This is a genomic window from Azospirillum oleiclasticum (genome assembly GCF_013423485.1).
GTDB classification, from domain to species: domain Bacteria; phylum Pseudomonadota; class Alphaproteobacteria; order Azospirillales; family Azospirillaceae; genus Azospirillum; species Azospirillum oleiclasticum.
Genome location: NZ_JABFFR010000061.1, coordinates 1 through 25,194, shown reverse-complemented (window position 1 = coordinate 25,194; position 25,194 = coordinate 1). Strand labels below are relative to the sequence as shown.

The 25,194-nt window shown below is 71.5% G+C and carries 21 protein-coding genes; 11 read left to right on the top strand and 10 right to left on the bottom strand.

Annotated features, from left to right (window positions below):
* The first annotated feature begins 28 nt into the window (after positions 1 to 28).
* The 3 genes from HL658_RS34510 (at position 29) to HL658_RS34500 (ending at position 3,984) form a co-directional block, all read left to right on the top strand.
* Positions 29 to 919 carry an NAD(P)-binding domain-containing protein gene (locus tag HL658_RS34510; protein ID WP_180282948.1) on the top strand — a complete coding sequence of 297 codons (891 nt, stop codon included), beginning with the start codon at positions 29 to 31 and terminating at the stop codon, positions 917 to 919.
* 97 nt (positions 920 to 1,016) lie between these two features.
* On the top strand, positions 1,017 to 1,976 hold the full coding sequence (locus HL658_RS34505) for a D-2-hydroxyacid dehydrogenase (protein ID WP_180282947.1): 960 nt from the start codon (positions 1,017 to 1,019) through the stop codon (positions 1,974 to 1,976).
* A 28-nt stretch (positions 1,977 to 2,004) separates the two neighbouring features.
* Complete coding sequence (locus HL658_RS34500; protein ID WP_180282946.1) at positions 2,005 to 3,984, top strand: transketolase family protein; 1,980 nt, start codon at positions 2,005 to 2,007, stop codon at positions 3,982 to 3,984.
* Here HL658_RS34500 and cobA read toward each other — a convergent pair.
* From cobA to HL658_RS34455, 9 genes are all read right to left on the bottom strand, one after another.
* Complete coding sequence (gene cobA / locus HL658_RS34495) at positions 3,924 to 4,754, bottom strand: uroporphyrinogen-III C-methyltransferase (RefSeq protein WP_180282945.1); 831 nt, start codon at positions 4,752 to 4,754, stop codon at positions 3,924 to 3,926. The two genes, HL658_RS34500 and cobA, sit on opposite strands and share 61 nt — an antisense overlap.
* Entirely contained in the window at positions 4,747 to 5,073 is a 327-nt protein-coding gene (gene nirD, locus HL658_RS34490) for a nitrite reductase small subunit NirD (protein WP_180282944.1), read from the bottom strand. The genes cobA and nirD overlap by 8 nt, the downstream gene beginning before the upstream one ends.
* A gap of 111 nt (positions 5,074 to 5,184) precedes the next feature.
* Entirely contained in the window at positions 5,185 to 7,683 is a 2,499-nt protein-coding gene (nirB, locus tag HL658_RS34485) for a nitrite reductase large subunit NirB (protein WP_180282943.1), read from the bottom strand.
* A gap of 102 nt (positions 7,684 to 7,785) precedes the next feature.
* Positions 7,786 to 9,141, bottom strand: a complete 1,356-nt coding sequence (locus HL658_RS34480) for a nitrate regulatory protein (protein ID WP_180282942.1) — start codon at positions 9,139 to 9,141, stop codon at positions 7,786 to 7,788.
* A gap of 30 nt (positions 9,142 to 9,171) precedes the next feature.
* Positions 9,172 to 9,969: an ABC transporter ATP-binding protein gene (locus HL658_RS34475; protein WP_180282941.1), complete on the bottom strand. Its 798-nt coding sequence runs from the start codon at positions 9,967 to 9,969 to the stop codon at positions 9,172 to 9,174.
* Positions 9,970 to 9,983: 14 nt separating this feature from the next.
* Entirely contained in the window at positions 9,984 to 10,904 is a 921-nt protein-coding gene (gene ntrB, locus HL658_RS34470) for a nitrate ABC transporter permease (RefSeq protein ID WP_246338237.1), read from the bottom strand.
* Between the two features lie 17 nt (positions 10,905 to 10,921).
* Positions 10,922 to 12,265, bottom strand: a complete 1,344-nt coding sequence (locus HL658_RS34465) for a CmpA/NrtA family ABC transporter substrate-binding protein (protein ID WP_180282940.1) — start codon at positions 12,263 to 12,265, stop codon at positions 10,922 to 10,924.
* Positions 12,266 to 12,772: 507 nt separating this feature from the next.
* Positions 12,773 to 13,579 carry a substrate-binding periplasmic protein gene (locus tag HL658_RS34460; protein ID WP_211109928.1) on the bottom strand — a complete coding sequence of 269 codons (807 nt, stop codon included), beginning with the start codon at positions 13,577 to 13,579 and terminating at the stop codon, positions 12,773 to 12,775.
* Positions 13,576 to 15,141, bottom strand: a complete 1,566-nt coding sequence (locus tag HL658_RS34455) for a methyl-accepting chemotaxis protein (protein WP_180282939.1) — start codon at positions 15,139 to 15,141, stop codon at positions 13,576 to 13,578. Before HL658_RS34455 ends, HL658_RS34460 begins: the two co-directional genes overlap by 4 nt.
* A gap of 211 nt (positions 15,142 to 15,352) precedes the next feature.
* On the opposite strand from HL658_RS34455, the gene phnX reads away from it, so the two are divergent.
* From phnX to HL658_RS34425, 6 genes are all read left to right on the top strand, one after another.
* Positions 15,353 to 16,183, top strand: a complete 831-nt coding sequence (phnX, locus tag HL658_RS34450) for a phosphonoacetaldehyde hydrolase (protein ID WP_180282938.1) — start codon at positions 15,353 to 15,355, stop codon at positions 16,181 to 16,183.
* A gap of 257 nt (positions 16,184 to 16,440) precedes the next feature.
* Positions 16,441 to 17,394: a 2-oxoglutarate and iron-dependent oxygenase domain-containing protein gene (locus HL658_RS34445; RefSeq protein WP_180282937.1), complete on the top strand. Its 954-nt coding sequence runs from the start codon at positions 16,441 to 16,443 to the stop codon at positions 17,392 to 17,394.
* Between the two features lie 22 nt (positions 17,395 to 17,416).
* Positions 17,417 to 18,376 (top strand): ABC transporter permease, encoded by a 960-nt coding sequence (locus tag HL658_RS34440; RefSeq protein WP_180282936.1) that lies wholly within the window; start codon positions 17,417 to 17,419, stop codon positions 18,374 to 18,376.
* Positions 18,377 to 18,403: 27 nt separating this feature from the next.
* Complete coding sequence (gene proX, locus HL658_RS34435; protein WP_180282935.1) at positions 18,404 to 19,423, top strand: glycine betaine/L-proline ABC transporter substrate-binding protein ProX; 1,020 nt, start codon at positions 18,404 to 18,406, stop codon at positions 19,421 to 19,423.
* Positions 19,424 to 19,446: 23 nt separating this feature from the next.
* Complete coding sequence (locus HL658_RS34430) at positions 19,447 to 20,565, top strand: ATP-binding cassette domain-containing protein (protein WP_180282934.1); 1,119 nt, start codon at positions 19,447 to 19,449, stop codon at positions 20,563 to 20,565.
* Between the two features lie 31 nt (positions 20,566 to 20,596).
* Positions 20,597 to 21,406, top strand: a complete 810-nt coding sequence (locus tag HL658_RS34425; RefSeq protein WP_180282933.1) for a phytanoyl-CoA dioxygenase family protein — start codon at positions 20,597 to 20,599, stop codon at positions 21,404 to 21,406.
* 33 nt (positions 21,407 to 21,439) lie between these two features.
* Here HL658_RS34425 and HL658_RS34420 read toward each other — a convergent pair whose 3' ends face one another.
* Positions 21,440 to 21,820: a rhodanese-like domain-containing protein gene (locus HL658_RS34420; RefSeq protein ID WP_180282932.1), complete on the bottom strand. Its 381-nt coding sequence runs from the start codon at positions 21,818 to 21,820 to the stop codon at positions 21,440 to 21,442.
* A gap of 233 nt (positions 21,821 to 22,053) precedes the next feature.
* Between HL658_RS34420 and HL658_RS34415 the strand changes: the two genes are divergently transcribed.
* Entirely contained in the window at positions 22,054 to 23,622 is a 1,569-nt protein-coding gene (locus HL658_RS34415; RefSeq protein WP_180282931.1) for a protein kinase domain-containing protein, read from the top strand.
* 26 nt (positions 23,623 to 23,648) lie between these two features.
* The coding region (locus HL658_RS34410; protein ID WP_180287723.1) for a caspase family protein at positions 23,649 to 25,194 on the top strand (1,546 nt) is incomplete at its 3' end.

The following is a 25,194-nucleotide window of genomic DNA, read 5'->3' as shown; positions in this document are numbered from 1 at the left end:
GACCGGACAACCAAAAGGACGACGCGACGTGACGAACATCGGCTTCATCGGTCTCGGTTCGATGGGCATTCCCATGGCGGGCAATCTGCTCAAGGCGGGCTTCGCGGTGCGCGGCCACGACGTGCGCGCCGAATCGGTGGCCGCCCTGGCGGCGCTGGGGGCCACCGGTGCCGCCTCCGCCGCCGAGGCCGCCGCGGGGGCCGACGCGCTGGTGCTGATGGTGGTCAACGCCGCCCAGGCGGAGGCGGTGCTGTTCGCCGGCGGCGCGCTGGAGGCGCTGCCCACGGACGCCATCGTCGTGCTGATGGCGACCTGCCCGCCATCGTCGGTGGAGGCGCTGGCGGCTCGCGTCGTCGCCACCGGGCGGCGCTTCGTCGATGCGCCGGTGTCCGGCGGGGTGGTCGGCGCCCGCGCCGGAACGCTGTCGATCATGGCCGCCGCCCCGCGGGCCACGTTCGAGGCCGCCGCCCCGGTGCTGCGCGCCATGGGTAGCAAGGTGTTCCATGTCGGCGAGCGCTATGGGCAGGGCGCCACGGTCAAGACCGTCAACCAGCTCCTGTGCGGCGTCCACATCGCCGTGGCGGCGAAGGCGCTGGCCCTTGGCGAGAAGATCGGCGTCGATCGCGCCGTGCTGCTGGAGATCCTCGGCGGCTCGGCGGCGTCGAGCTGGATGCTGAAGGACCGAGGCCCGCGCATGCTTCAGGCCGATCCGGAGGTGACCAGCGCGGTGGACATCTTCGTCAAGGATCTCGGCATCGTGCTGGAGGCCGGGCGCGACGCCAAGGCGGCGCTGCCGCTGGCCGCCGTCGCCCACCAGCTCTTCCTTGCCACCTCCGGCCGCGGTGACGGGGCGGCCGACGACAGCCAGCTCATCCGCAGCTACCACCTGATGAACGGAACCGAGCCGCCGGAGCGCTGACGCGCCGCGGCTCCCGTCCTTCCCACCCATTCCGCGACCCTGCCGGGCGCCCCCGCGGCGCCCGAAGCCGGAGGTCCGCCTGGAGCCATGCCGATCCATGACCCATCGCATCGTCTTCCTGGACCACGACACGCTCGGCCCCGAGGTCGCCATGCGCCGCCCCGCCATCGACCATGACTGGACCGCCTATGGCCTGACCACGGCGGACCAGGTGGTGGAGCGGGCGCGGGGCGCCGGCATCCTGATCGTCAACAAGGTGCCGCTGCGCGAGGCGGCGCTGGAGCGGCTGCCGGATCTGCGCTTCGTGGCGGTGGCGGCGACCGGCACCGACAACGTCGATCTGGCCGCCTGCCGCCGCCGCGGCATCCCGGTGTCGAACGTCCAGGCCTACGCCGTGCACACGGTGCCGGAACACGCCTTCGCCCTGATCCTGGCGCTGCGCCGGTCGCTGTTCGCCTACCGCGCGTCGGTGGCGGCGGGGGAGTGGCAGCGGTCGGGCCAGTTCACGCTTCTCAGCCACCCCATCCGCGACCTGCACGGGTCCACGCTGGGCATCATCGGCGAGGGGGCGCTGGGCCGCGCCACCGGCGATCTCGGCCGCGCCTTCGGTATGGCCGTGCTCTACGCCGCCCACAAGGGCCGCACCGACATGGGGCCGCTCTACACGCCCTTCGACGAGGTGCTGGAGCGCGCCGACGTCATCAGCCTGCACTGCCCGCTCACCCCCGCCACCCGCAACCTGCTGGGGGAGGCGGAGTTCGCGCGCATGACGCGCCGGCCGCTGATCATCAACACCGCCCGCGGCGGGCTGATCGAGGAGGAGGCGCTCGTCCGCGCGCTGGAGGGCGGGCGCATCGCCGGGGCTGCCATCGACGCGGTGATCCCGGAGCCGCCGCCGGCCGACCACCCCTTCATGCGTCTGGCCGAGCGGCCGGACTTCATCCTCACCCCGCATGTCGGCTGGGCCAGCCGCGAGGCGCGGCAGGCGGTGGCCGACCAGGTGACCGCCTGCATCGAGGGCTTCGCCGCCGGCACCCCGCGCAACCTCGTCGCCTGAGCCGACACCCGCCAAGGAGGGACCCACCATGCCCGGCGTCGACCTGACCGCCATGGCCAACGCCATCCGCTTCCTGTCCATGGACGCCATCGAGCGGGCCGGGGAGGGGCATCCCGGAACGCCGCTGGGGGCTGCGGACATCAGCGCCGCGCTGTTCGCCCGGCACCTGAAATTCAACGCCGCCGACCCGCGCTGGTTCGACCGCGACCGCTTCGTGCAGTCGAACGGCCACGGCTCGATGCTCATCTATTCGCTGCTGCATCTGGCCGGCTACGATCGGATGAGCCTTGACCAGTTGAAGATCTTCCGGGTGCTGGGCTCCCACTGCGCCGGCCATCCGGAGATCGACCAGGACGCCGGCATCGAAGTGACCACCGGCTTGCTGGGGCAGGGCATCGCCAACGCCGCCGGCATGGCGCTGGCCGAGGCCTTCCTGAACCAGTGGTTCGGCCCGGACATCGTGGACCACCACACCTACGCGCTGGTCGGCGACGGCTGCCTTCAGGAAGGGGTCGGGCAGGAGATCATCTCGCTGGCCGGGCACCTGCGGCTCGGCAAGCTGACCTTCCTGTGGGACGACAACCGCATCACCGACGACGGCGACATCGCGCTGGCCCTGTCCGACGACATGGTCGCCCGCTTCCGCGCCAGCCATTGGCACGTGCAGGAGGTGGACGGCCACGACGCCGAGGCGGTGTCGGCCGCCATCGCCGCGGCCAAGCGCGACCCGCACCCGTCGATGATCGCCTGCACCACCGCCATCGGTCGCGGCATCCCGCGGGTGGAGGGGCTGCGCATCGCCCACAGCGGCCGGCTGTTCCGGGAGGACACCGACGCCGCCCGCCGGCACCTGGGCTGGCCGCACGCCCCCTTCGAGATCCCGCCCGACATCCTGGCCGCTTGGCGCGAGGCCGGCAGCCGGGGTGCCGTGGAGCAGGCGGCGTGGCGGCGCCGGGTGGAGGCGCTGCCCGCCGACACGCGCCGTGCCTTCGACCGCATCCGCGAGGGACGCCTGCCGGAAGGTTGGGAGGGGGCGTTGCGCGCCTTCAAGGCCCGCGCGGCGGAGACCGGGCACAGCGACCACGGCTACAAGATCTCCGGCGACATCGTGGATTTGCTGACCGAGGCCATCCCCGAGATGTTCTCCGGCGCCCCGGATCTGGAGGGGGCGACGCTGCACAAGCGCCGGCTGCCCTCCTTCACCGCGGAGGACCGTTCCGGCCGCTACGTCCATTACGGCATCCGCGAGCACGCCATGGGGTCCATGCTGAACGGCATGGCGGCGCACGGCGGCGTGGTGGCGACGGGGATCACCTACCTCGTCTTCTCCGACTACGAGCGGCCGGCGATCCGCATGGCGGCGCTGATGGGGCTGCCGGTCACCTTCGTCTTCAGCCACGACAGCATCGGCATCGGCACCAACGGCCCGACCCACCAGCCGGTGGAGTTCCTGGCCGCCTTCCGCGCCATCCCCAACATGCTGACGCTGCGCCCGGCCGACGCGGTGGAGGCGGCGGAGTGCTGGGAGATCGCGCTGACCCACCGCACGGGCCCCTGCTCGCTGGTCTTCTCCCGACAGCCGCTGGAGCCGGCGCGGCGCGACGGCGGGGCGGAGAACCGTTCGGCCCGCGGCGCCTATGTGCTGGAGGAGGCCGAGGGCGGCCCCCGCCGCGCCACCATCCTGGCGACCGGGTCGGAGGTTGCCATCGCCCGTGCCGCCCGCGCCCTGCTCCAGGCCGAGGGGATCCCGACCGTCGTGGTCTCCATGCCCTGCTGGGAGCTGTTCGAGGCGCAGGACGCGGCCTACCGCGCCGCCGTCATCGACCGCGGCACCGTGCGGGTGGCGGTCGAGGCGGCGGTGCGGCAGGGCTGGGACCGCTGGATCGGCGAGGATGGCGGCTTCGTCGGCATGAGCGGCTTCGGCGCCTCCGGCCCCGTCCCCGACCTCTACGCCAAGTTCGGTATCACGGCGGAGCGGGTGGCCGCGGAGGTCCGCTCCCGGCTGTAGCCGGGTTCCGGTTCGCCCGGTGCGACGGCGCGGCCGACCAGCAGCAGCGCCGGCCCGCCGCCCACCCCGGCGGCGGCTTCGGCCAGGGTGGCGAGCGTCGCGGCGGTGCGGCGCTCGTCCGCGCGGGTGCCGTTCTCGATCACCAGCACCGGCGTGTCGGGCGGCAACCCGCCCTCCACCAGCGATGCGGCGATGCGGCCGAAGCGGTCGCGGCCCATGTAGATGGCCAGCGTCGCCTGGGGGTTGGCGTGGCGGTGCCAGTCGATGGCGTCCTCCTCGCCCTCCCGGCAATGGGCGGTGACGAAGTGCACGCTGCGCGCCACGCCGCGGCGGGTCAGCGGGATCCCGGCCGCGGCGGCGCAGCCCAGCGCCGCGGTGATGCCGGGGATCACTCGCACCGGGATGCCGGCGGCCTCCAGCGCGTCCAGCTCCTCCGCCGCGCGGCCGAACAGCATGGGGTCGCCGCCCTTCAGCCGGACCACGTTGCGGCCGGCCAGCGCGTGCGCCACCATCAGCGCGCCGATCCCCTCCTGCGCGATGCTGTGCTTGCCGGAGCGCTTGCCGACGCAGACGAGCCGGGCGCCCGCCGCCGCGAGCTCCAGCACGCCGGGGCCGACGAGGTGGTCGTAGAGAACCACGTCGGCCGCCGCCAGCGCCTTCACCGCGGCGACCGTCAGCAGGTCCGGATCACCGGGACCGGCGCCCACCAGGGCGACGCTCCCGCAAGGCCCCGAGCCGTCGTCGGGGCGCCAGGCCAGATCGTCAGGCATGACGGAACGCGATCTCCACGACACCGTCGCGGACACGCACCGGGATGTGCCCGGCGCAGCCATGGTCGGGGGCCACCGCCTCGCCGGTGGCGAGGTCGATCACCCAGTTGTGCAGCGGGCAGGTAACACGGCCGCCATGCACGATGCCCTGCGACAGCGGCCCGCCCTTGTGCGGGCAGCGATCCTCCAGCGCGAAGATTTCGTCCGTCACCGTGCGGAACACCGCCAGATCGCCGAGTGCGGTGCGCACGACGCGGGCACCCTGCACCGGAATGTCCTCGACCCGGCCCACCGGGGTCCACGTGATCATCTGGTCCATGGCTCAGGCCCTCGGCAATGCGGATTGATCGAAACGGAAGCTCACCGTCCGAACTCCCCCACCGGGCAGGGGGGAGGGTGGGGGCCGACGTGGCATACGCGTTGTCATCGCTTACCCCACCTCGGCCAGAGGGGCGAACTCGTGGCGGTCGACGCCGCCGGAGGCGCGGGCGGCCCAGGGGTCGTCCTGGCTGAAGCTCTGGGAGAACAGGAAGCGGGCGTTGAGCGCCTTGCGCCCCTCCGGGTCGTCCACCAGCCGCGCCTTGATGTGGTCGAGACCGACCCGCTCCAGCCAGGGGGCGGTACGCTCCAGGTAGCGCGCCTCCTCGCGGTAGAGCTGCATATACGCGCCGGTGTATTCCAGCACCTCCCCCTCGGTCGCCACCTTCACCAGCAGGTCGCAGGCGCGCACCTTGATGCCGCCGTTGCCGCCGACGTGGAGCTCGTAGCCGCTGTCCACGCAGATCACGCCCAGATCCTTGATGGTCGCCTCCGCGCAGTTGCGCGGGCAGCCGGACACCCCGAGCTTGACCTTGTGCGGCGTCCAGCTTCCCCAGGTCATGCGCTCCAGCTTGACGCCGAGACCGGTCGAATCCTGGGTGCCGAAGCGGCACCATTCGGTGCCGACGCAGGTCTTCACCGTGCGCAGCCCCTTGGCGTAGGCGTGGCCGGAAACCATGCCGGCGGCGTTCAGATCCGCCCACACCGCCGGCAGATCATCCTTCTTCACGCCCAGCAGGTCGATGCGCTGGCCGCCGGTCACCTTCACGGTGGGGATGGCGAACTTGTCCACCACGTCGGCGATGGCGCGCAGCTCCTTGGCGCTGGTCAGCCCGCCCCACATGCGCGGCACCACCGAATAGGTGCCGTCCTTCTGGATGTTGGCGTGCATCCGCTCGTTGACGAAGCGGGAGCGGCTGTCATCGACATACTCCCCCGGCCAGGCGGTCAGCAGGTAGTAGTTCAGCGCCGGCCGGCACACGTGGCACCCGTCCGCCGTCCGCCATTCGAGCGCCTGGAGCACCGCCGGGATGCTCTTCAGCCCCATGGCGGCGATCAGCCGGCGCACGTCGTCGTGGGTGTGGTGGGTGCAGCCGCAAATCGGCTTGGCGGCCGTGGCGGCCTCGTACCCGTCGCCCAGCGTCGCCTTCAGGAGCTGCTCCACCAGCCCGGTGCAGGACCCGCAGGAGGCCGACGCCTTGGTGTGCGTGCGCACCTCCTCCAGACTGGTCAGCCCCTTCTCACCGATCGCCTTGACGATGGTGCCCTTGCACACGCCGTTGCAGCCGCAGATCTCCGCCTCGTCGGAGAGGGACGCAACGGCATTCCTAGGGTTTGCGCCGGCACCCCCCTCCGCCATGGCCGCGTAGGCCTGCCCGAAGGCCAGCGTGTCGCGCAGGCCCGACACATCCGTGCCGTCCTTGAGAAGCTGGAAGTACCAGGGGCCGTCGCCGGTCTCCCCGTAGAGCACCGCGCCGATCAGCCGGTCGTCCTTGAGGACGAGGCGCTTGTAGACGCCGCGGGCGGCGTCGCGGAAGACGATGTCCTGGCGGTCCTTGGCGGGTGCGAAGTCGCCGGCGGAATAGAGGTCGATGCCGGTGACCTTCAGCTTGGTGGCGGTGACGGAGCCGGTGTAGCCCGCGCACTCGCGACCGGCCAGCCGGTCGGCCGCGACCTTCGCCATCTCCCACAGCGGCGCTACCAGCCCGTAGCAGGTGTTGCGGTGCTGCACGCATTCGCCCACCGCCACGATGGCGGGGTCGGAGGTGGCCATCAGGTCGTCCACGACAACCCCGCGCTCCACCGTCAGCCCGGCGTCGCGCGCCAGCATCGTGCCCGGCCGGATGCCCACCGCCATGACCACCAGGGAGCAGGGGATCTCCCGCCCGTCCTTGAGGCGCACACCCTCCACCCGGTCGCTGCCGAGGATCGCGGCGGTGTCGGCGCGGGTGATCACGGTCAGCCCGCGGCGCTCCAGCTCGGCCTGGAGCAGGTGCCCGGCGCTCTCGTCGAGCTGGCGCTCCATCAGGGTGGGCATCAGGTGCAGGACGGTGACGTCCATGCCCTGGCGCATCAGCCCGTTGGCCGCCTCCAGCCCCAGCAGACCGCCGCCGATCACCACCGCCGAACCGCCGGACGCCGCGGCGGCCAGCATGCGGTCGACATCGTCCACGTCGCGGAAGGTGACGACGCCCGGCAGGGCGCTGCCCGGCACCGGGATGATCACCGGGTCGGAGCCGGTCGCCAGCAGCAGCCGGTCGTAGGGCACGCGCCGCCCGGCGCGCGACACCACCACCCGCGCCGCCCGGTCGATGGCGACGACGGGATCGCCGGCGTGCAGCGTGACGCCGTGGGCGTCGTACCAGTCGTGGCCGTTCAGCACGATGTCGTCGAAGCGCTTCTCCCCGGCCAGCAGGGGCGACAGCATGATGCGGTTGTAGTTCACCCGCGGCTCGGCGCCGAAGACGGTGACGGCGTGCCGGCCCGGCGCGCGGGCGAAGAGTTCCTCCAATGTGCGCAGCGCCGCCATGCCGTTGCCGACCACGACCAGACGCTCGCGGCCGTCGGCGGACAGGGCGACCGGCGGGGAAGGGTGGGTGAGGGTATCCATAGGGCTGCTCCCTGGCGCCTCGCGCGTCCGCGTCCCGCCTGCGCGGGGACCCCGGACGGGGCGCCCTTGTGATCGAGGTTGTCGGGTTGGTCGGTTCCGGTCTCAGCCCGCCGTGGCCGCGCCTTCGTTGGCGCGCGGGGGGCTGCGAAGGATGTCCGACATGCTCAGGATCGCCTCGGCGACATCGACGATCCGCTTGTTCTGGTTCATCGCGGTCTTGCGCATCAGCCGGTAGGCGTCCTCCTCGGACACCCCCCGGCTGGTCATCAGCAGGCCCTTGGCCCGGTCGATCACCTTGCGCTCGCTGAGCGCCGTCCGCGCCGACTCCAGCTCCAGGCTGACGTCCCGCAGGCGGCGGGACTGGGCCTGGACCACGTCCAGCAGGGACCGCATCAGCTTCGGGCGCAGCCCGTCGAGCGCGTAGACGCCACCGCCGGCCTCGCTGCCGATGGCGGTTTCGGCGGGATCGGGGTTCAGCAGCATCATCGCCACCGGCACCACCGCATCCGGCGTCCCGTCGACCTCCCCGGCCAAATTGTCCAGGTCGGCGCGGGCCTGGGCCAGGGTGGCGGTGCAGAGAAGGCGCAGATCCTCGGCCAGCCGGTCCTCGACGGTCTTCATGGCGTCGATGCGGCGGGTGGTGTGCTCGTACCACGCCTCGCCGGTGATGCCGTCGAAGTCGCCGTTGCGCCCGCCGCTGAGCGCCACCGCGCGCATCCGCTCGACCTCGCCGCCCACCGGCCCCGCCATCGCCATGTCGAAGACCGTGGCCTGGGCCGGGGCCGCGAACTCGCGGAAGATCTGGAAGGCGCGGTTCTGCACCACCATCAAATCCGCCAGCCGCCGGTGCTCGGCCGTGTCGAAATGGCCGCGGGTGAAGCCGGCCCCGGCCGTCGCCCGCTCCTGCCCCGCATACTCCTTGCCCTGGACGAAGTTGAACAGCGCGACCAGGGCGCGGGAGATGGCGGGATCGGCGGCGGTGTCGGCCGCCTCGAACACCACGTTCAGCAGATGGCCGATCACGTCGGTAAAGGCCTTGACCGAATCCTGGGGCACGAGGGAGAGCGACGCCACCTGCTCGCGCAGCGCGGCCATGCCGTCCAGCGCGTGCAGGGCGAGCGCCACGCGGGTGTAGAACTGGGCGCCGGAGCTCATCCGGTCGATCCGTTCGTCCACCCGCTCCAGCCGGGCGCGCAGGACCAGCTCCAGCCGCCGGCTGTCCTCCGTCCGCCGTGCCAGATCCGCGACGAAGCGCAGGCCGTTGGACCCGAGATAGATGGAGGATGCCCCACGCTCCTTCTGCAGGGCGTGGATCAGCTCGCCCATGTCGCGGACCAGCTCGCTGACCGACAGGAGCTGCTCGACGTCGCGGATGCGGCACAGCCGGGCGACCCGCAGGAACCGCGCCGCCGGCGATCCCGTCGTTCCACCCGGTGCCGCATCGCGACCGTCCGTCATGCCCGCCGCTCCTCTCGCCTTCTGCCCGCCTCAGGCCGCCGCGACCAGCCGGTGCCGCTCGTAGAGGAAGCGCAGCACGGTGGAACGGCATTCCAGATAGGTCGGGTCGGCCACCAGAGCGATGCGCTGCCGGGGCCGCGGCAGCGGCACCTCGCAGATCTCGCCGATGCGCGCCGCCGGCCCGTTGGTCATCATCACGATGCGGTCGGACAGCAGCACCGCCTCGTCCACGTCGTGGGTGATCATCAGCACCGTGTTGCCCAGCTCCGCATGGATCTGCATCACCTGATCCTGCAGATGGGCGCGGGTCAGCGCGTCGAGCGCGCCGAACGGCTCGTCGAGCAGCAGCACCTTCGGCTCCATCGCGAGCGCGCGGGCGATGCCCACGCGCTGCTTCATGCCGCCGGAGATCTCCGCCGGGCGCTTGTCCAGCGCGTGCTGCATCTGCACCAGCTCCAGGTTCCGCATGGTCCAGTCGTGCCGCTCACCGGCCGACTTGGTCTTGCCGAACACCTTGTTCACCGCGAGCTGGACATTCTCGTAGACGGTCAGCCAGGGCAGCAGCGAATGGTTCTGGAACACCACCGCCCGGTCGGGGCCGGGCTGGTCCACCAGCTTGCCGTCCAGCAGCACCGCCCCGCTGGTGGCGTCGGTCAGACCCGCCACGATGTTGAGCAGGGTGGACTTGCCGCAGCCGGAATGGCCGATGATCGAGATGTACTCGCCCTTGTCGACCTCCAGCGAGACCTTGCGCAGCACCTCGGTGGTGGTCCCGCCGCGGCGGAAGCTCTTGTCGACCTGCTCGATGGACAGATAGGCGTGGCTCATGGCTCCGGCCCTCCTCAGGTGTTGGCGGTGCCGCGGGTGACGCCGCGGGCGAGCAGGGCGACCAGACGGTCCAGCATGAAGCCGATCAGCCCGACATAGATGAGCGCCAGGATGATGTCGCTGATCAGCGAGCTGTTCCAGGCGTCCCAGATGAAGAAGCCGATGCCGACGCCGCCGATCAGCATCTCCGCCGCCACGATGGCCAGCCAGGACAGGCCGATGCCGATGCGCAGGCCGGTGAAGATGTAGGGGGCGGCCGACGGGATCATGATCTTGAAGAAATACTCGCCGGCGTTCAGCCGCAGCACCCGCGCCACGTTCTGGTAGTCGGCCGGGATGTTGCGGATGCCGACCGCCGTGTTGATGATGATCGGCCACACCGAGGTGATGAAGATCACGAAGATGGCCGACGGCTGACCGTCGCGGAAGGCGGCCAGCGACAGCGGCAGCCAGGCCAGCGGCGGCACCGTGCGCAGCACCTGGAACAGCGGGTCGAGCCCGCGCATCGCCCAGACGCTCTGCCCGACCAGCGTGCCCAGCGCCACACCGACCACCACGGCGATGGTGTAGCCGAGCGCCACGCGCTGGAGGCTGGCGAGCAGATGCCAGAACAGCCCCTTGTTGGTCCCGCCGCTGTCGAAGAAGGGATCAACGATGAGCTGCCAGCTGTTCTCGATGATGGCCGACGGCGCCGGCAGGCTGGCCCCGGGGGTGGAGCACAGCATCTCCCACACCGCCACCAGGATGGCGAGGGTCAGCAGCGGCGGCAGGGTCACGGTGGCGATGTCGCGCACCGCCCGCGCCAGCCGCCCGCTGGCGGCCGGGCGGCGTGGCACGGGCAGGGTCAGCACGGCGGCCTTGCTGCGCGGGGCCTGGGTGGCGGGAACCTCCGCGTCCATGGGGGCCGTCACCGGCTTTCTCGCAATGGTCTGCATTGGAACTCTCCCGGCTCTCAGGCGATGCGCTTGATGGACAGGCTGGCGAGGTAGGCGGCCGGGTTTTCCGGATCGAAGACGGTGCCGTCGAAGAACGTCTCCTTGCCGCGGGAGGTGGAGGTGGGGATCTGCGCCTCCGCCACGCCCAGCGTCTTGGCCGCGTCGCGCCACAGATCCTCGCGGTTGACCTTGGCGATCAGCGCCTTGAAGTCGGTGTCGGGGGCGAACTTGCCCCAGCGCACGTTTTCTGTCAGGAACCACAAATCGTGGCTGCGGAAGGGGTAGGAGGCGAAATCGCGCCAGTACTTCATGATGTGCGGGCTGTTCTCCACCACCTTGCCGGTGCCGTAGTCGAACTTGCCCTTCATGCGGTCCTTGATGTCGGCGACGGGGGCGTTGATCCAGTTGCGCTTGGACACGATGGCCGACACCTCGTCGCGGTTGGCCATGTCGTCGCACCACATCTGCGCGTCCTGCACCGCCATCAGCAACGCCTTGGCCGCCTTGGGGTTCTTGTCGACCCAGGCCGCCCGCATGCCGAAAGCCTTCTCCGGGTGCTTGTTCCACAGCTCGCCGGTGTTGATGGCGGTGTAGCCGATCTTCTGGTTCTTGAGCTGCTCGTTCCACGGCTCGCAGACGCAGAAGCAGTCCATGGTGCCAACCTTCATGTTCGCCACCATCTGCGCCGGCGGGACCACGATGGTCTCGATGTCCTTGTCGGGGTCGATGCCGCCGGCCGCCAGCCAGTAGCGGATCCACAGGTCGTGGGTGCCGCCGGGGAAGGTCATGGCCGCCTTGATCGGCTTGCCCGACGCCTTCTTCTTCTCCAGCGCCACTTTGAAGGGCGCGGTGTCGAGGCCGATCTTGAGGTCGGCGTACTCCGCGCCCACCGAGATGCACTGGCTGTCGAGGTTCAGCCGCGCCAGGATGTACATCGGCGTCGGCTGGTTGTTCTGGGTGACCACGCCGGCGGAGATCAGGTAGGGCATCGGCGTCAGGATGTGGGCGCCATCGATGCCGTTGCCCTCGGAGCCGAGGACGAGGTTGTCGCGGGTGGTGCCCCAGGAGGCCTGCTTCAGCACCTCCACGCCGGGCATCCCGTATTTGGCGAAGAAGCCCTTTTCCTGGGCGATGATCAGCGGGGCGGCGTCGGTCAGCGCGATGAAGCCAAGCTTCGCGGCGGTCACCTCCGGCGTGTCGAGCGGGGCGGCCCAGGCGCCGCCGGGCAGCGCCTTGTAGGCGGCGCCCAAAATGGCGGCGGTGCCGCTGGCGTAGGCACCCGTCCTCAGCAACGCGCGGCGCGAGAGCGGGGCGGCCAGGGGGGCGGAGTTGGCGGGCTTGCGGTCGGTGGTGTCGGACATGGCAGGGATCCTCGGGGCGTGGGGCCGGTTGCGTGGCCGGTCAGCGTGACGGGTCGAGGAGAGGGGTCTGGATCACGCGGTCACGCCGTGTCGCGGGCCGGATCGAAACCGGGCCGCAGCCTGGAGGGAGACACGGGCAGACGGGACGGAACATGCAGTTCCTCCTGCAAGAGCGCGGTTGCCAAGACCCTGTGCACCGTCCGGGCGGCGTGGCCGCTGTCCGGTGCGTCTCAACGGTTCGCCGGCTCGTCTTTGAGCCGGGCTGTGCGCGTCCCAGACCCTTGGGACCTTGCAAAGAGGCATCCGACGCCGTTGTCGGCCTCGCAAAGTTATTAGCAAGTCCTATGCCAAACGTGCGTGTCTTGCGCGCCGCGCGATTCAACGCGACGGCGGTGCCGGGCCAATGCTGCAACTGCACAGAAAAACGGCGCCCGGCCGATTTTTGGGCGGCCGGGCGCTTTCGGTGTCAGCGATGTCGAACGGTGGCGGCCCGCTGTGCCGCCCGGTTCAGCTCCCCAGCGCCTGCTGCAGGATGAGCGTGGCGTCGATCTTCGCGAGGCCCTCGGCGAACAGCTTCGCCATCGCCTCGCCGCGGGCGTCCTTGCGGAAGGCGATGTGCAGCGACTTGTCCTCCAGCACCGCCGGGTTGAAGCGCAGGGTGGGGGCGGCGGCCTTCAACTCGGGCACGGTGCGCAGCAGGTCGTTCATCACGGCGCGGTCGATCACCGCCAGATCGATGCGCCCGGCCGCGAGCTTCTTCAGGTTCAGCAGGTCGCTGGGTGCCGTCTCGCCCTGGAGACGCCCGTCGGCGATGCGGGCGTCGAGCTCGTCGGTGTTGACGTAGCCGTCCACCACGCCGATGCGCTTGGCCTTGAGGTCGTCCAGCGATGCCCAGGCGACCGGCGCCGCGCTGCGCTCGGCGAAGCCCAGCGGGCTGGTCCCCAGCGGCACCGACAGGTGGAAGCCCTGGCGCACCTCGCCGCCGTCATATTCCGGGAAATAGCCGTCGGGGCCGCCGTCGGCCTTCACCAAGGCCACCGCGCGGTTCCATGGGAAGAAGGACACCTCCAGCCGGTAGCCGACGGCGGCGAAGGCGGCCCGCACCACCGCAACCGCGGCCCCCTGGTCCTTCTGCGACTCGCCGCTGAAGGGCGGCCAGTCGAGGGAGGTCAGCCGGACCACCTTCTCCTGCGCCGCCGCGGGCGCGGTGGCGGCGATGGAACCGGCTGCTGCCAGGAACAGGGCGGCGATGGCGAACAGGCGGGCGCGCATGACGATGTTCTCCGTGCTGGGGGTGGGGCCGCGGCGCGTCACGCCGCCTCGATCTTGGAAACGAAGCCGTCGATGCGGACCTGGAGTGCGGCGTGCGAGCCCTGGAGCGACGCGATGGCGTCCATCAGCCGCCGCGCCGCCTCGCCGTTGCGCGCCGCCGAGCCGGCGACGGCGCGCACATTCTCCTGCAAACGCTGCGTGCCCTGCGCCGCCGCCACGACGGCGTGGCTGATCTGGGCGGTGGCGACGTTCTGCTCCTCCACCGCGGCGGCGATGGTGGAGCCGATGCGCGACACGTTGTCGATGATCCCGGCGATCTCGGTGATGTCGGCGGCGGTGCCGCCGGTGGAGGCCTGGATGGCGCCGATCTGCTGCGAGATCTCGCCGGTCGCCTTGGCGGTCTGGGCGGCCAGCAGCTTCACCTCGTTCGCCACCACCACGAAGCCCTTGCCGGCCTCGCCGGCGCGCGCCGCCTCGATGGTGGCGTTGAGCGCCAGCAGATTGGTCTGCGAGGCGATGGAGTTGATGAGCGTGACCACGTCGCCGATGCGGTTGGCGGCACCCACCAGCGTCTTCACCTTCTCCACCGCCACCTGGGTGCGGCTCGCCGCGTCGGAGGAGACCGACAGCGAGCTCTGCGACTGCACCGCGATCTCCTTGATGGAGGACGCGAGCTGCTCCACCGCCGTCGCCACCGTCTGCACGTTGGCGCTGACCTCGTCGGCGGCGTCGGCGGCGGCGTGGGAGAGCTCGGTGTTGCTGCCGGCGGTGCCGTGCACCATGTCGGCCGAGCCGGCCATGGCGTGCGCGGTCTCCTCCAACTGGCGCAGCACGCCGCGCACGTCGTCCTCGAAGGTGGCGGCGATGGTCCGCAGCGCGCGCTGGCGCTCCTCCTCCGCGGCGCGCTCCAGCCGCTGCTGCTCGGCCTCCAGCCGCTGCTTGGCGATGGCGTTGTCGCGGAAGGTGATGACCGCCGCCGCCATCCGGCCGATCTCGTCGGTGCGGGCGGTGTCGGTGACCTCGGCCGCGGTGTCGCCCCCGGCCAGCGCGGACATGGTGGCGGTGAGCCGCAGGATGGGGCGCGTGATGCCGCGCAGGATCAGCACGAAGGCGGCGAGCACGAAGGCCAGCGCCACCGCCCCCTTGGCGGCGATGCCGGCGGTGGTCTCCTCGATCCGCGCGAAGACCCGCGCCGGGCTCAGCCCCAGCTCCAGCCGGCCGACCACGCTGCTCTTGCCGCCCTTGCCGTAGCGCACCTCGGCCGTCTCGACGATGAGGTCGCCGGCCGCCGCGTCGGTGCGGCCGTGCGACGCGAAGACCTTGCCGTCGGTGCCGGTCAGCCGGCTGAACACATAGTCGCCGTCGGCGGCCAGGGCGCCGAGCAGGGCGGCCGCGGCCTGGCTGTCCATGTTCCACATGATCTCGCCGCTGCCGTCGGACACGACGGTGGCCAGCAGCCGGGCCCGGCTGCCCAGCTCCTCGCGCGCCATGTCGCGCGTCATGGCCGAGACGCCGGCGACCGCCAGCGCGGCGATGACGACCAGCAGGGCCGTCAGGGGCAGCAGCGCCCGGACGGTGAAGCTCCGGCGGAGGAGGGCGGGCATGGCGGGTCCCTGTGAGGTGCGGCGCCCGCAAGGATGACCGAAAACTGTGATGCTCGTGTTTCACCCCGATGAAGAGTCGATGGGCGGGGCGGTCCCGGTTCGCCGCTCCGGCCATTCGCGATCGAACGGAATCTCGGAACGATCCGGTCCCATCCGTGTCACACTCGGGCAAAACGGGCGTCGAACACGCCGGCCAGGAGGAGAGGACGAGATGAGCTACAGCTACACCCGCCGCTACACCGGGCCGCTCCAGGGGGTGGTGCTGGACTGGGCGGGGACCACGGTGGATTTCGGCTGCATCGCGCCGGCCGGCGCCTTCATGGAGGCGTTCCGCCGCCACGAGGTGGAGATCACGCTGGAGCAGGCGCGCGGCCCCATGGGCATGCCCAAATGGGACCACATCAAGGCCGTGCTCGCCATGCCCCCGGTGTCGACGGCCTGGATCGCGCGCTACGGCCGCCGGCCCGACGACACCGACGTCGACAGCGTCTACGAGACCTTCATGCCCCTGCAGGTGGAGATCGTCGATCGTTACGCCGACGTCATCCCCGGCGTCGCGGACGCCATCGCGGCCATGCGGCGGCGCGGCCTGAAGATCGGGTCCACCACCGGCTACCCGCGGCAGGTGCTGGATGTCGTGCGCCGCGTCGCGGCCGCGCAGGGCTACGAGCCCGACATCGCAGTGGCCGCGGGCGACACACCGGCCGGGCGTCCGGGGCCGGCGATGGCGCTGCGCTGCGTGATCGAGCTGGGCATCTCGCCCGTCGAAGCCTGCGTGAAGATTGGCGACACCGTCCTCGACGTGGAGGAGGGGTTGAACGCCGGGATGTGGACCATCGCCCTGTCCGACACCGGCAATGAGGTGGGCGTGCCGCTGGCCGAATGGCGCGTGACGCCGGAGGAGCGCCGTGCGGCCCTGCGCGACCCGGCGCAGGAGCGGCTGCGCCGGGCGGGTGCGCATTACGTCGCCGGCAGCCTGCCGGACGTGCTGCCGCTGCTCGACGAGATCGAGGCCCGTCTGGCGCGCGGCGAGCGGCCCTGACGGTGCTCTGAACGCTCCCTGAACCACCGCCAGATCCGCGCCGGGGACGGCGCCGCGCCGTTCATGCTCATGCATACGGCAGCATGCGCCGCCAATAGTCAGTATGCTGAAGAATCGGTCAGCACCGCCGGCCGGGCGCGGCGCAATGCCGCAGTTCGAGCCGCCCAGAGCCGGGGTCCGGCTGGCACAAGCATTGCTTTGTAAGCGGTATCCTGTCTCCGGCGGCACCCGCGGGGGACGTCCGAGGGAGCCGTGCCGTGGACGATTTCACGACGATTCCGGTCATCGACGTCAGTGTACTGAACAGTGCGGATGCCGGTGAACGCGCGGCCTGCGCCGCGCGCATCGGGGATGCCTGCCGTAGCACCGGGTTCTTCTATGTGGTCGGGCACGGGATCGACCCCGCCATGCTGGCCGGCGTCTACGACGCGGCGCGCGCCTTCTTCGAGCAACCGCTGGCCGACAAGATGGCGGTGGCGCTGTCCCGCTCCCCGCAGTTCCGCGGCTACTTCCCGCTCAAGGGGGAGGTGACCGACACCGCCTTCGGCGGCGACCCGAAGGAAGGCTTCGACATCTCGCTGGAGCTGCCGGCGGACGCCGCGGCCGGGCCGTACCACCGGCTGCGCGGCCCCAACCAGTGGCCGGAGGGCGTGCCGGGCTTCCGTGAGCGGCTGACCGACTATTACGACGCGCTCAGCGACCTCGGCCGCACCCTGTCGCGCGGCTTCGCGCTGGCGCTCGACCTGCCGGAGGGGTTCTTCGCCGCGAAGCTGGGCGCGCCCACGGCGATCCTGCGCATCCTGCACTATCCGCCGGTGGACGCGGTGCCCGATCCCGCGGCGCTGCCGCCCTTCGGCTGCGGCGCGCACACCGACTACGGCTACCTGACCATCCTGGCGCAGGACGACAGCGGCGGGTTGCAGGTGCAGAACCGGGCCGGGGCGTGGATCGACGTGCCGCCGCTGCCCGGCAGCTATGTCTGCAACATCGGCGAGATGATGGCGCGCTGGACCGACGATTCCTTCCGCGCCACCCCGCACCGGGTGGTCCGGGTGTCGCCGGGCTCGCGCTACTCGATCCCCTTCTTCTTCCACCCCGATCCCGACGTGATGATCGAGCCGCTGCCGGCCGCAATCGGCGCCGCCGCCACCTTCGAGCCGGTCACCAGCGGTGCCTGGCTGCTGCGGCGCCTCGAAGGCGCCTACGCCTGAACGGCGGGAAGGGAAACGCGCCATGAGCAGCCAGGACTGGTTCGCCGCGATCCAACTGCCGGTGCAGGGCTGGTCGGATCACCTCGTCATGTGGCTGGCGCAGAACTGGCGCCCGGCCTTCCAGGCCATCCGCGGGCCGCTGGTCGCCGCGATCGAGGGGCTGTCGGGGTTGCTGGCCGTCGCACCGCCGCCGCTGGTCCTGGTGCTTCTGTTCCTGCTGGCCTGGCAGATCGGCAGCCTGCGCAGCGCCGTCGTCTCCACCCTGCTGATGTTTGCCGTTGGCATGATCGGGGTGTGGACGGACGCCATGCGCACGTTGGCGCTGGTGCTGGTCGCGGTGGGGCTGTGCATGGTGCTGGGCTTCCCGCTGGGCATCCTGGCCGCCCGGTCGGAGCGGCTGGAGCGCGGGCTGAAGCCGCTCTTGGACCTGATGCAGACGCTGCCGGCCTTCGTCTATCTGGTGCCGATCGTGCTGCTGTTCGGCATCGGCGACCTGTCGGGGGTGCTGGTCACCGCGGTGTTCGCGGTGCCGCCGCTGATCCGGCTGACCAGCCTGGGCATCCGCGGCGTGCCGCCGCCGATGATCGAGGCCGCCGTCGCCCTGGGCGCCACCCCGTGGCAGGTGCTGCGCAAGGTCAGCCTGCCCATGGCACTCCCCGCCATCCTCACCGGCATCAACCAGACCATCATGATGGCGCTGGCGATGGTCACCTACGCCTCGATGATCGGCGTCGGCGGGCTGGGCCAGCTCGTGCTCCGCGGCATCGGGCGGCTCGACATGGGGCTGGCGATGGTCGGCGGCGCCGGAATCGTGGCGCTCGCCGTCGTGCTCACCGACCTCGTGCAGCCCCGCGGCACCGTGCCCGGCGTCCGCCCGCCGCCCCGCTCCACCCCGATCGGCCTCGTCCGCGCCGCCTTGCGACGCCTGCGGCCCGCCGTGCCCGCGCCCGGCGCGCAGCCGGCCGGCCAGCTTTCCGACTGACCCCCACCCATCGCGAGGAGACACGCCATGCCCCTGTGCGCGCCGTTGTACCGGCTTTTCCCCGTCGCTGCCCTCGCCGTCGGACTTGTCGTCGGTGCCGTCCCGGCGCACGCCGCGTCGCTGCCGGGTCAGGGCATCACCGTCCAGGCCACCCACGACAGCACGGCGGAGACGCTGTTCCAGACGGAAATCGTCAACATCGGGCTGGAGCGGCTGGGCTACACCGTGAAGCCGATCCTGCCGCTGCAGATCCCGGCCATGTATCTGGCCGCCTCCACCGGCGACGTCACCTTCACGGCGTCGGGCTGGAACCCGCTGCAGAACGCCTTCTACGAGCGGGTCGGCGGCGATTCGGCGCTGGTGCGGCTGGGGGCGGTCATCTCGGGCGCCACCCAGGGCTATCTGGTCGACAAGAAGACCGCCGAGGCGCACGGCATCAAGAATGTCGAGCAGCTCAAGGACCCCAAGATCGCGGCCATCTTCGCCGACGGCGGGTCCAAGGCGAAGCTGATCGGCTGCCCGCCGGGTTGGGGCTGCGAGCGCGCCATCGAGCACCAGCTCACCGCCTACAACCTGCGCCCGACGGTCGAGCATGTGCAGGGTGACATGGCGGTGCTGGCCGCCGACACCATCGCCCGCTTCAAGGAGGGCAAGCCGGTCCTCTACTACACCTACACGCCCTTGTGGCTGTCGCAGGTGCTGGTCCCCGGCCGCGACGTGGTGTTCCTGGAGGTGCCCTTCACGGCCCTGCCTGAGAAGACCGACCCCGCCCTGACCACGCTGCCGGACGGGCGCAACATCGGCTTCACCAAGAACACCATCCACGTCGTCGCCAACAAGGGCTTCATCGAGAAGAACCCGGCCGCCAAGGCGTGGTTCAATCTGGTGAGCATCCCCATCGCCGACGTGAACGCCGAGAACTTCCAGGTCTATCAGGGCGAGAAGTCGCCGGCGCAGATCCGCAAGCACGCCGAGGACTGGGTGGCGAAGAACAAGGACAAGGTGGACGGCTGGATCGCCCAGGCGATGCAGGCGCCCAAGTCCTGACCCTTGTCTGTGAGGTGCGCCCCATGACCGTTGCCGCGACCGCCGCCGCTGCCGAGCCGCCTTCCGTCGAGGCCGCCACCGACACGGCGGTCGGGGCCGGCATTCCCGCCATCGCCGTCGACGGGCTGTGGAAGCTGTTCGGCCCGAGCCGGGCGGTGCGGGCCGCCGCCACGGCGATCCGGCAGGGTGCCGACGGCGCCCGCGCCGTGGCGGACCATGGGGTGTTCGCCGCGGTGGCCGGGGTGTCGCTGACCGTGCGGCGGCGCGAGATTCTCTGTGTGATGGGACTGTCGGGCAGCGGCAAATCCACGCTGGTCCGCCACATCAACGGGCTGGTGGCGCCGACGCTGGGCGGCGTGCGCATCGACGGCCGCGCCGTCGAGGGGCTGTCGGCGGACCAGTTGCGGGAGCTGCGCACCACGCAGGTCGGCATGGTGTTCCAGAGCGCCAGCCTGTTCCCCCACCGCACGGTGCTGGAGAACGTCACCTTCGGGCTGGAGGTGCGCGGCCTGCCGCGGGCGGTGCGCGAGGAGCGGGCGCGCGACTGGCTGGGCCGGCTGCACCTGCGCGACGCCGAGGACCGCTTCCCGACCGAGCTGTCGGGCGGCATGCAGCAGCGCGTCGGCCTCGCCCGCACGCTGGTCACCGACCCCGACATCCTGCTGCTGGACGAGCCGTTCAGCGCGCTCGACCCGATCATCCGCCGCGATCTCCAGGCGCAATTCGTGACGCTCTGCCGCGAACTGGACAAGACCGCGGTCTTCATCACCCACGATTTCGAGGAGGCGCTGAAGGTCGCCGACCGCATCGGCGTGATGGTCGGCGGGCGGCTCGTGCAGATCGGCACGCCGCACGAGATCCTGATGCGCCCGGCGACGGAGCAGGTGGCGGCCTTCGCCACCGACGGGCTGCGCCGCCGCCACGCCCGCGCCGGCGACCTCGCCCGCCCGCTGACCACGGGCGGCGAGCCCGCGGCCCGCACCCGCCTTCCCGCCGACGCGCCACTGCCGGTGGTGCTCGACGCGCTGTGCGAGGGGGAGGCGGCGGTCGCGGTGGTCGATGCCGCCGGCCGGGTGGTCGGCCATCTCGACCGCGCCACCGTCCTGCGCCACCTGCGCCACGCCGTGGGCGATCCGGACTGACGCCCACCACCGACACTGTGAGGGAAGAGACATGCCGAAGCTGCTGACCGACGATCAGGTGCGCCAGTTCCGCGAGGAGGGATGGCTGGCCCCGCTCGACGTCATGAGCGCCGAGGAGGCGCGCGCCTGCCGCGAGCGGGTGGAGGGGCTGGAGGCCAACGCCTTCATGAAGATCAAGGGGCATCTGGCCGCCCCCTGGATCGTCGATCTCGCCCGCCGGCCGGAGATCCTGGACGCGGTGGAGGACCTCATCGGCCCGGACATCCTGCTGTTCGGCGCCTCGATCTTCGCCAAGGGTGCCCGCGACAGCCGCTACGTCTCGTGGCACCAGGATTCCGCCTATTTCGGCCTGACCCCGCACGAGGAGGTGACGGCCTGGGTCGCCTTCACCGAAAGCACGACGGAGAACGGCTGCCTCCAGGTCGTGCCGCGCACCCACCTCGGCCCCGACCGCCGGCACGTCGAGACCTACGCCCCCGACAACATGCTGGCGCGCGGCCAGGAACTGCGCGACATCGACGAGTCCGAGGCGGTGAGCCTGCAACTCGCGCCCGGCCAGTTCTCGCTGCACCACGAGCGCACGGCGCACGGCTCCAAGGCCAACCGCACCGCCGACCGGCGCATCGGGCTGGCCTTCTTCTACATCCCCACCCACGTCACCTCGACCATCGGGCGCCGCACGGCGACGCTGGTGCGCGGCACCGACCGCTACGGGCATTGGGATCCCGATCCGCTGCCGGCCGTCGATCTGGACCCCGTCGCCTTCGCCGCCCTCCAGGGCGCCTGGGGACAGTACAAGGACGGCGTAGCCAAGCAGGCGGCGGAGGAGACCGCCGCCTGAATCCGGGCCGGCCGGTGTCCCCCTGCGGATCGGTCAGGAGCGGTCGACCGCGCCGCCGTTCTCCGCCCAGTCCTTGAAGCCGCCGAGGTTGCGCACGTCGCGGTAGCCCATCTCCTGGAGCGTCCGCCCGGCCAGCGCCGAGCGGCCGCCGGACGCGCAATACAGGATCACCGTGTGGTCGCGGTCGAAGGCGGGGTCGTGGTAGGGCGAGTCCGGGTCGGCGCGGAACTCCAGCATGCCGCGGGGCACATGCTTCGCCCCGGCCACCTTGCCGACGGCATCGAGCTCCGGTGCGTCGCGGACGTCGACGACGAGCGCCTCGCCCCGTTCCATCAGGTCGGCCGCCTCCGCCGGGGTGATCCGCGGGACCGAGGCGTTGGCGGCGCTCAGCATGTCCTTGACCGAAGACGGCATGGGAAACCTCCTGGTTTGTCCGATACGGTCACTGCGCCACCGATACGCGTGCGACTTGAAGAGCGCCATAGGTGGTGCCGGCTGCCAATTCGGGGAAGGCACCACCCCCGTTGCGGGATGCGGTCGGGCGCTTGCGTTCTTTCTCGGGGCGGTTGGAAAAGTTAATGTATCGTTTACCAAAGAATCCCGCCGCGACCTGTCCTGTCGCGGCGCCCGTGTGGTCTGGAGGATCCGTGACCATCCCGCCCAGTCCGAGCAGCGCCGGGTCCTTTCCCGCGCCGGGTTCCCCGCCCGACCCCGCGGCGTACCATAGTGGCGCCGATGACGCCGATTCCACCTCGCAGACCCCCGCCGGCCCGCCGGCCGTGGATGCCCTGGCCTTCGACGACGACACGGTGCGGGTCGGCGACACGCTGAAGGACCGCTTCATCCTGAAGGAGTTCCTGGGCGCCGGCGGCATGGGCAAGGTGTTCAAGGCGCTCGACCTCCGCAAGGAGGAGGCCGCCGACCGCAACCCCTACGTCGCCGTCAAGGTGCTGAAGGAGCGGATGGCCGGCCATTCCGCCAGCATCATCGCCCTCCAGCGCGAGGCGCGGAAGGCGCAGGAGCTGTCGCACCCCAACATCATCAAGGTCTACGACTTCGACCGCGACGGGTTCCGCTTCTTCATCACCATGGAGTATCTGACCGGTCGTTCGCTGGACCGGATCATCCGCTCCGACGACTTCGGGCCGATGACGCAGCCGGAGGCGGCGGGGATCGTCGGGGCGGTGGGTGCGGCGCTGTCCTTCGCGCACGCCAACGGTTTCCTGCACTGGGACCTGAAGCCGGGCAACATCTTCGTCACCGACAAGGGGCGGGTGAAGGTGATCGATTTCGGCCTGTCGCGCGCCTTCAAGCGCGCCGGCCCGGCGGAGGACGCGACCGTCGCCGACGTCACCAACTTCGACATCGCCAGCCTCGGCGGGATGACGCCGGCCTACGCCAGCCCCGAAATGATCGAGACGCAAACCGCCGACCCGCGCGGCGACGTCTTCTCGCTGGCCTGCATCACGTACGAGCTGCTGACCGGGCGCCATCCCTTCGGCCGCATCCCCTCCACCCACGCGCGCGACGCCAACATCCGGCCGCAGCGCATCCCCTCCCTGCGCAACGGCCAGTGGCAGGCGCTGGAGCGGGCGCTGGCCTTCGACCCGAAGAAGCGCACCGACAGTGTCGATCATTTCCTGGTCGATCTGGCGCTCGACCGCGTGGCGCTGTCGCGCCGGCCCCTGCCGGTCGTGCCAATGCTGGCCGCCGCGGTGCTGGCGGTGGCCGGCGTCGGCGCCTGGCTGGCGCTCAGCGGCGGGGCCGCGCCGACGGCCGATGTGCAGACAGCCACCGCACCGACGCCCATTTCGGCGGAGCCCGTGGTTGCGGCGGTCACCCCGCCGGCCGCGAGTCCGGCCCCAGCCCCGATCCCGGCCGCACCGGCCGTTCCGGCGCCGGCGCCCGAGCCGCCCGGCACCGAGCACGCGCGGGCGCTCTTCGGCAACTGGTGCGGCAGCGCCTTCAAGCTGACACTGACGCCGGCCCGCTGGACCTACATCCTGCCGAACGGGTCGGAGTCCGTCTTCACGGTGCAGCGCTACGACGTCGCGGACGGCCGTCTGTCGGTGTCCGGCACCTGGCCGGACGGGCTGGCGGCGGTGTCGGATTTCGGGTCCATATCGGCCGATCACGCGTCGATGGTGCAGGTACGCGCCCGATTCCAGGGCGATGCGCAGTGGCGGGATTACAACCGGCCCTTCCACCGATGCTGAGGGCCGGGCCGGCAAGGGAGGCGGGGATGAGGGGCAGGGCGGTGCGGCTGGCGGTGGCGGTGGTCCTTCCCATGATGGCCGCCGTGGTGGTCGCCGTGGGGCCGATTGCCGGGGCCTGGGCCGCTGAGAAGCGGGTGGCGCTCGTGATCCGCAACGCGGCCTACCAGGACGGGCCGCAGCTTGCCGCCGCCGCGGCCAACGCCGCCACCATGACGGTGGCCCTGCGCACCGCCGGCTTCGACGTGACCGTGGCGTCCGACGTCGACCATCGCACGCTGGCCTCCGCCATGGCGGAGTTCCAGCGCCGGCTCGCCACCGCCGATCTCGGCCTGCTCTATTACTCCGGCCTGATGATGAGCATCGGCGGGCAGAGTTTCCTGCTGCCGGTCGATGCGCGGCTGCGCTACGAGTTCGACGTGGTGTTCGAGACGGTCGAGCTGGAGCAGATCCTCCAGCAGATCCGCGACGCCTCGCACAAGGCGGTCGTGGTCATCGACACCATGATGCCGAACCCGGCGGTGGCGCGGCTGGCCGCCGGCATGGGGGACGCGGCCTCCACCGTGAAGCCGGCTCCGGCGAACCCGCCGGACAAGCCGAACCTGCTGACCGCTTATTCGCACCAGCCCGGCGACGCCCCGCCGCCGGTCGCGGGCCGCACCGCCGGCCCCTACGCCATCGCGCTGGCGAAGGAGATCGCCAAGCCTGGTGCCGAGCTGCGCGCCGCGCTGACGGCCGCGGCCGACGCGGTGGCCGCGCAGACCGGCGGGGCGCAGCGGCCGTGGTTCGCCGACCGGCTCCCCGGCGCCCTCGTCCTGGTTTCCGCTCCGGCAGCCGCGGTGGCCCCTCCGCCCGCGGTGACACCGCCCGTGGCGGCGGCGACTCCGCCCGTGGCCTCTACAGCGCCGGTGCCCGTGGCGCCGGTGCCGCCGCCCGCGATCGTCATCCCGCCGCCGCCGGTCCCAAAGCCGGCGGTGATCGCCGCCGCGCCGCCGTCTGCTCCGGCCCCGACCTCAACGGAAGAGCCGGTGCGGACCGCCGCCCTGGCCGCGCCCAGAGTGCCGGACGCCGTTTCCGGCCGCTTTCCGGTGGGGAGGGTCTACACCACGGTAGGCCCGGCGGTGCTCCTCGCCACCCCCGCTGCCGGGGCCGCCCCGGTGCGCAACCTGGAGCGCGGCGCGCCGCTGACGGTGCTGGAGACCGCGGAGAATCCGAGCTGGGTGCGTGTCCGCGACATCTTCTACAACGAAGGCTACGTCGCCGCCCGCAGCCTGACCCCCGACGGCGAGCTTCCGCCGTTGATTGCCCGTGTGGAGCCAGCGCCCGCGCGGACGGAGCCGCCGAGGGCCGAAGCGCCGAAGCCCGAACCGGCGAAGCCCGAACCCGACCGGCAGGTCGCCATGCTTCCGGGTGTTCCCACCGATCCGCGGGAGGAGGCGGAGACAACGGCGGCCTCCGCCGCCTGGCCCCCGCATGTCCGTCAGGCCGTCACGGCGGCGGAGGATGCGGCGCGCCGCGGCGGCACCGGTGGCAGCGGCGCCGCGCGCCGGGCGCTCGCCGCGGCCGAGCGCGCCC

Bases quoted from the DNA above. Each gene is read 5' to 3' on its own strand.
- nirB (WP_180282943.1), bottom strand. From the start codon at position 7,683: ATGGATACCCTCACCCACCCTTCCCCGCCGGTCGCCCTGTCCGCCGAC.
- HL658_RS34425 (WP_180282933.1), top strand. From the start codon at position 20,597: ATGCCGAAGCTGCTGACCGACGATCAGGTGCGCCAGTTCCGCGAGGAG.
- HL658_RS34500 (WP_180282946.1), top strand. From the start codon at position 2,005: ATGCCCGGCGTCGACCTGACCGCCATGGCCAACGCCATCCGCTTCCTG.
- HL658_RS34420 (WP_180282932.1), bottom strand. From the start codon at position 21,820: ATGCCGTCTTCGGTCAAGGACATGCTGAGCGCCGCCAACGCCTCGGTC.
- HL658_RS34505 (WP_180282947.1), top strand. From the start codon at position 1,017: ATGACCCATCGCATCGTCTTCCTGGACCACGACACGCTCGGCCCCGAG.
- HL658_RS34480 (WP_180282942.1), bottom strand. From the start codon at position 9,141: ATGACGGACGGTCGCGATGCGGCACCGGGTGGAACGACGGGATCGCCG.
- HL658_RS34455 (WP_180282939.1), bottom strand. From the start codon at position 15,141: ATGCCCGCCCTCCTCCGCCGGAGCTTCACCGTCCGGGCGCTGCTGCCC.
- HL658_RS34430 (WP_180282934.1), top strand. From the start codon at position 19,447: ATGACCGTTGCCGCGACCGCCGCCGCTGCCGAGCCGCCTTCCGTCGAG.
- HL658_RS34465 (WP_180282940.1), bottom strand. From the start codon at position 12,265: ATGTCCGACACCACCGACCGCAAGCCCGCCAACTCCGCCCCCCTGGCC.
- cobA (WP_180282945.1), bottom strand. From the start codon at position 4,754: ATGCCTGACGATCTGGCCTGGCGCCCCGACGACGGCTCGGGGCCTTGC.
- ntrB (WP_246338237.1), bottom strand. From the start codon at position 10,904: ATGCAGACCATTGCGAGAAAGCCGGTGACGGCCCCCATGGACGCGGAG.
- proX (WP_180282935.1), top strand. From the start codon at position 18,404: ATGCCCCTGTGCGCGCCGTTGTACCGGCTTTTCCCCGTCGCTGCCCTC.
- nirD (WP_180282944.1), bottom strand. From the start codon at position 5,073: ATGGACCAGATGATCACGTGGACCCCGGTGGGCCGGGTCGAGGACATT.
- HL658_RS34475 (WP_180282941.1), bottom strand. From the start codon at position 9,969: ATGAGCCACGCCTATCTGTCCATCGAGCAGGTCGACAAGAGCTTCCGC.
- phnX (WP_180282938.1), top strand. From the start codon at position 15,353: ATGAGCTACAGCTACACCCGCCGCTACACCGGGCCGCTCCAGGGGGTG.
- HL658_RS34440 (WP_180282936.1), top strand. From the start codon at position 17,417: ATGAGCAGCCAGGACTGGTTCGCCGCGATCCAACTGCCGGTGCAGGGC.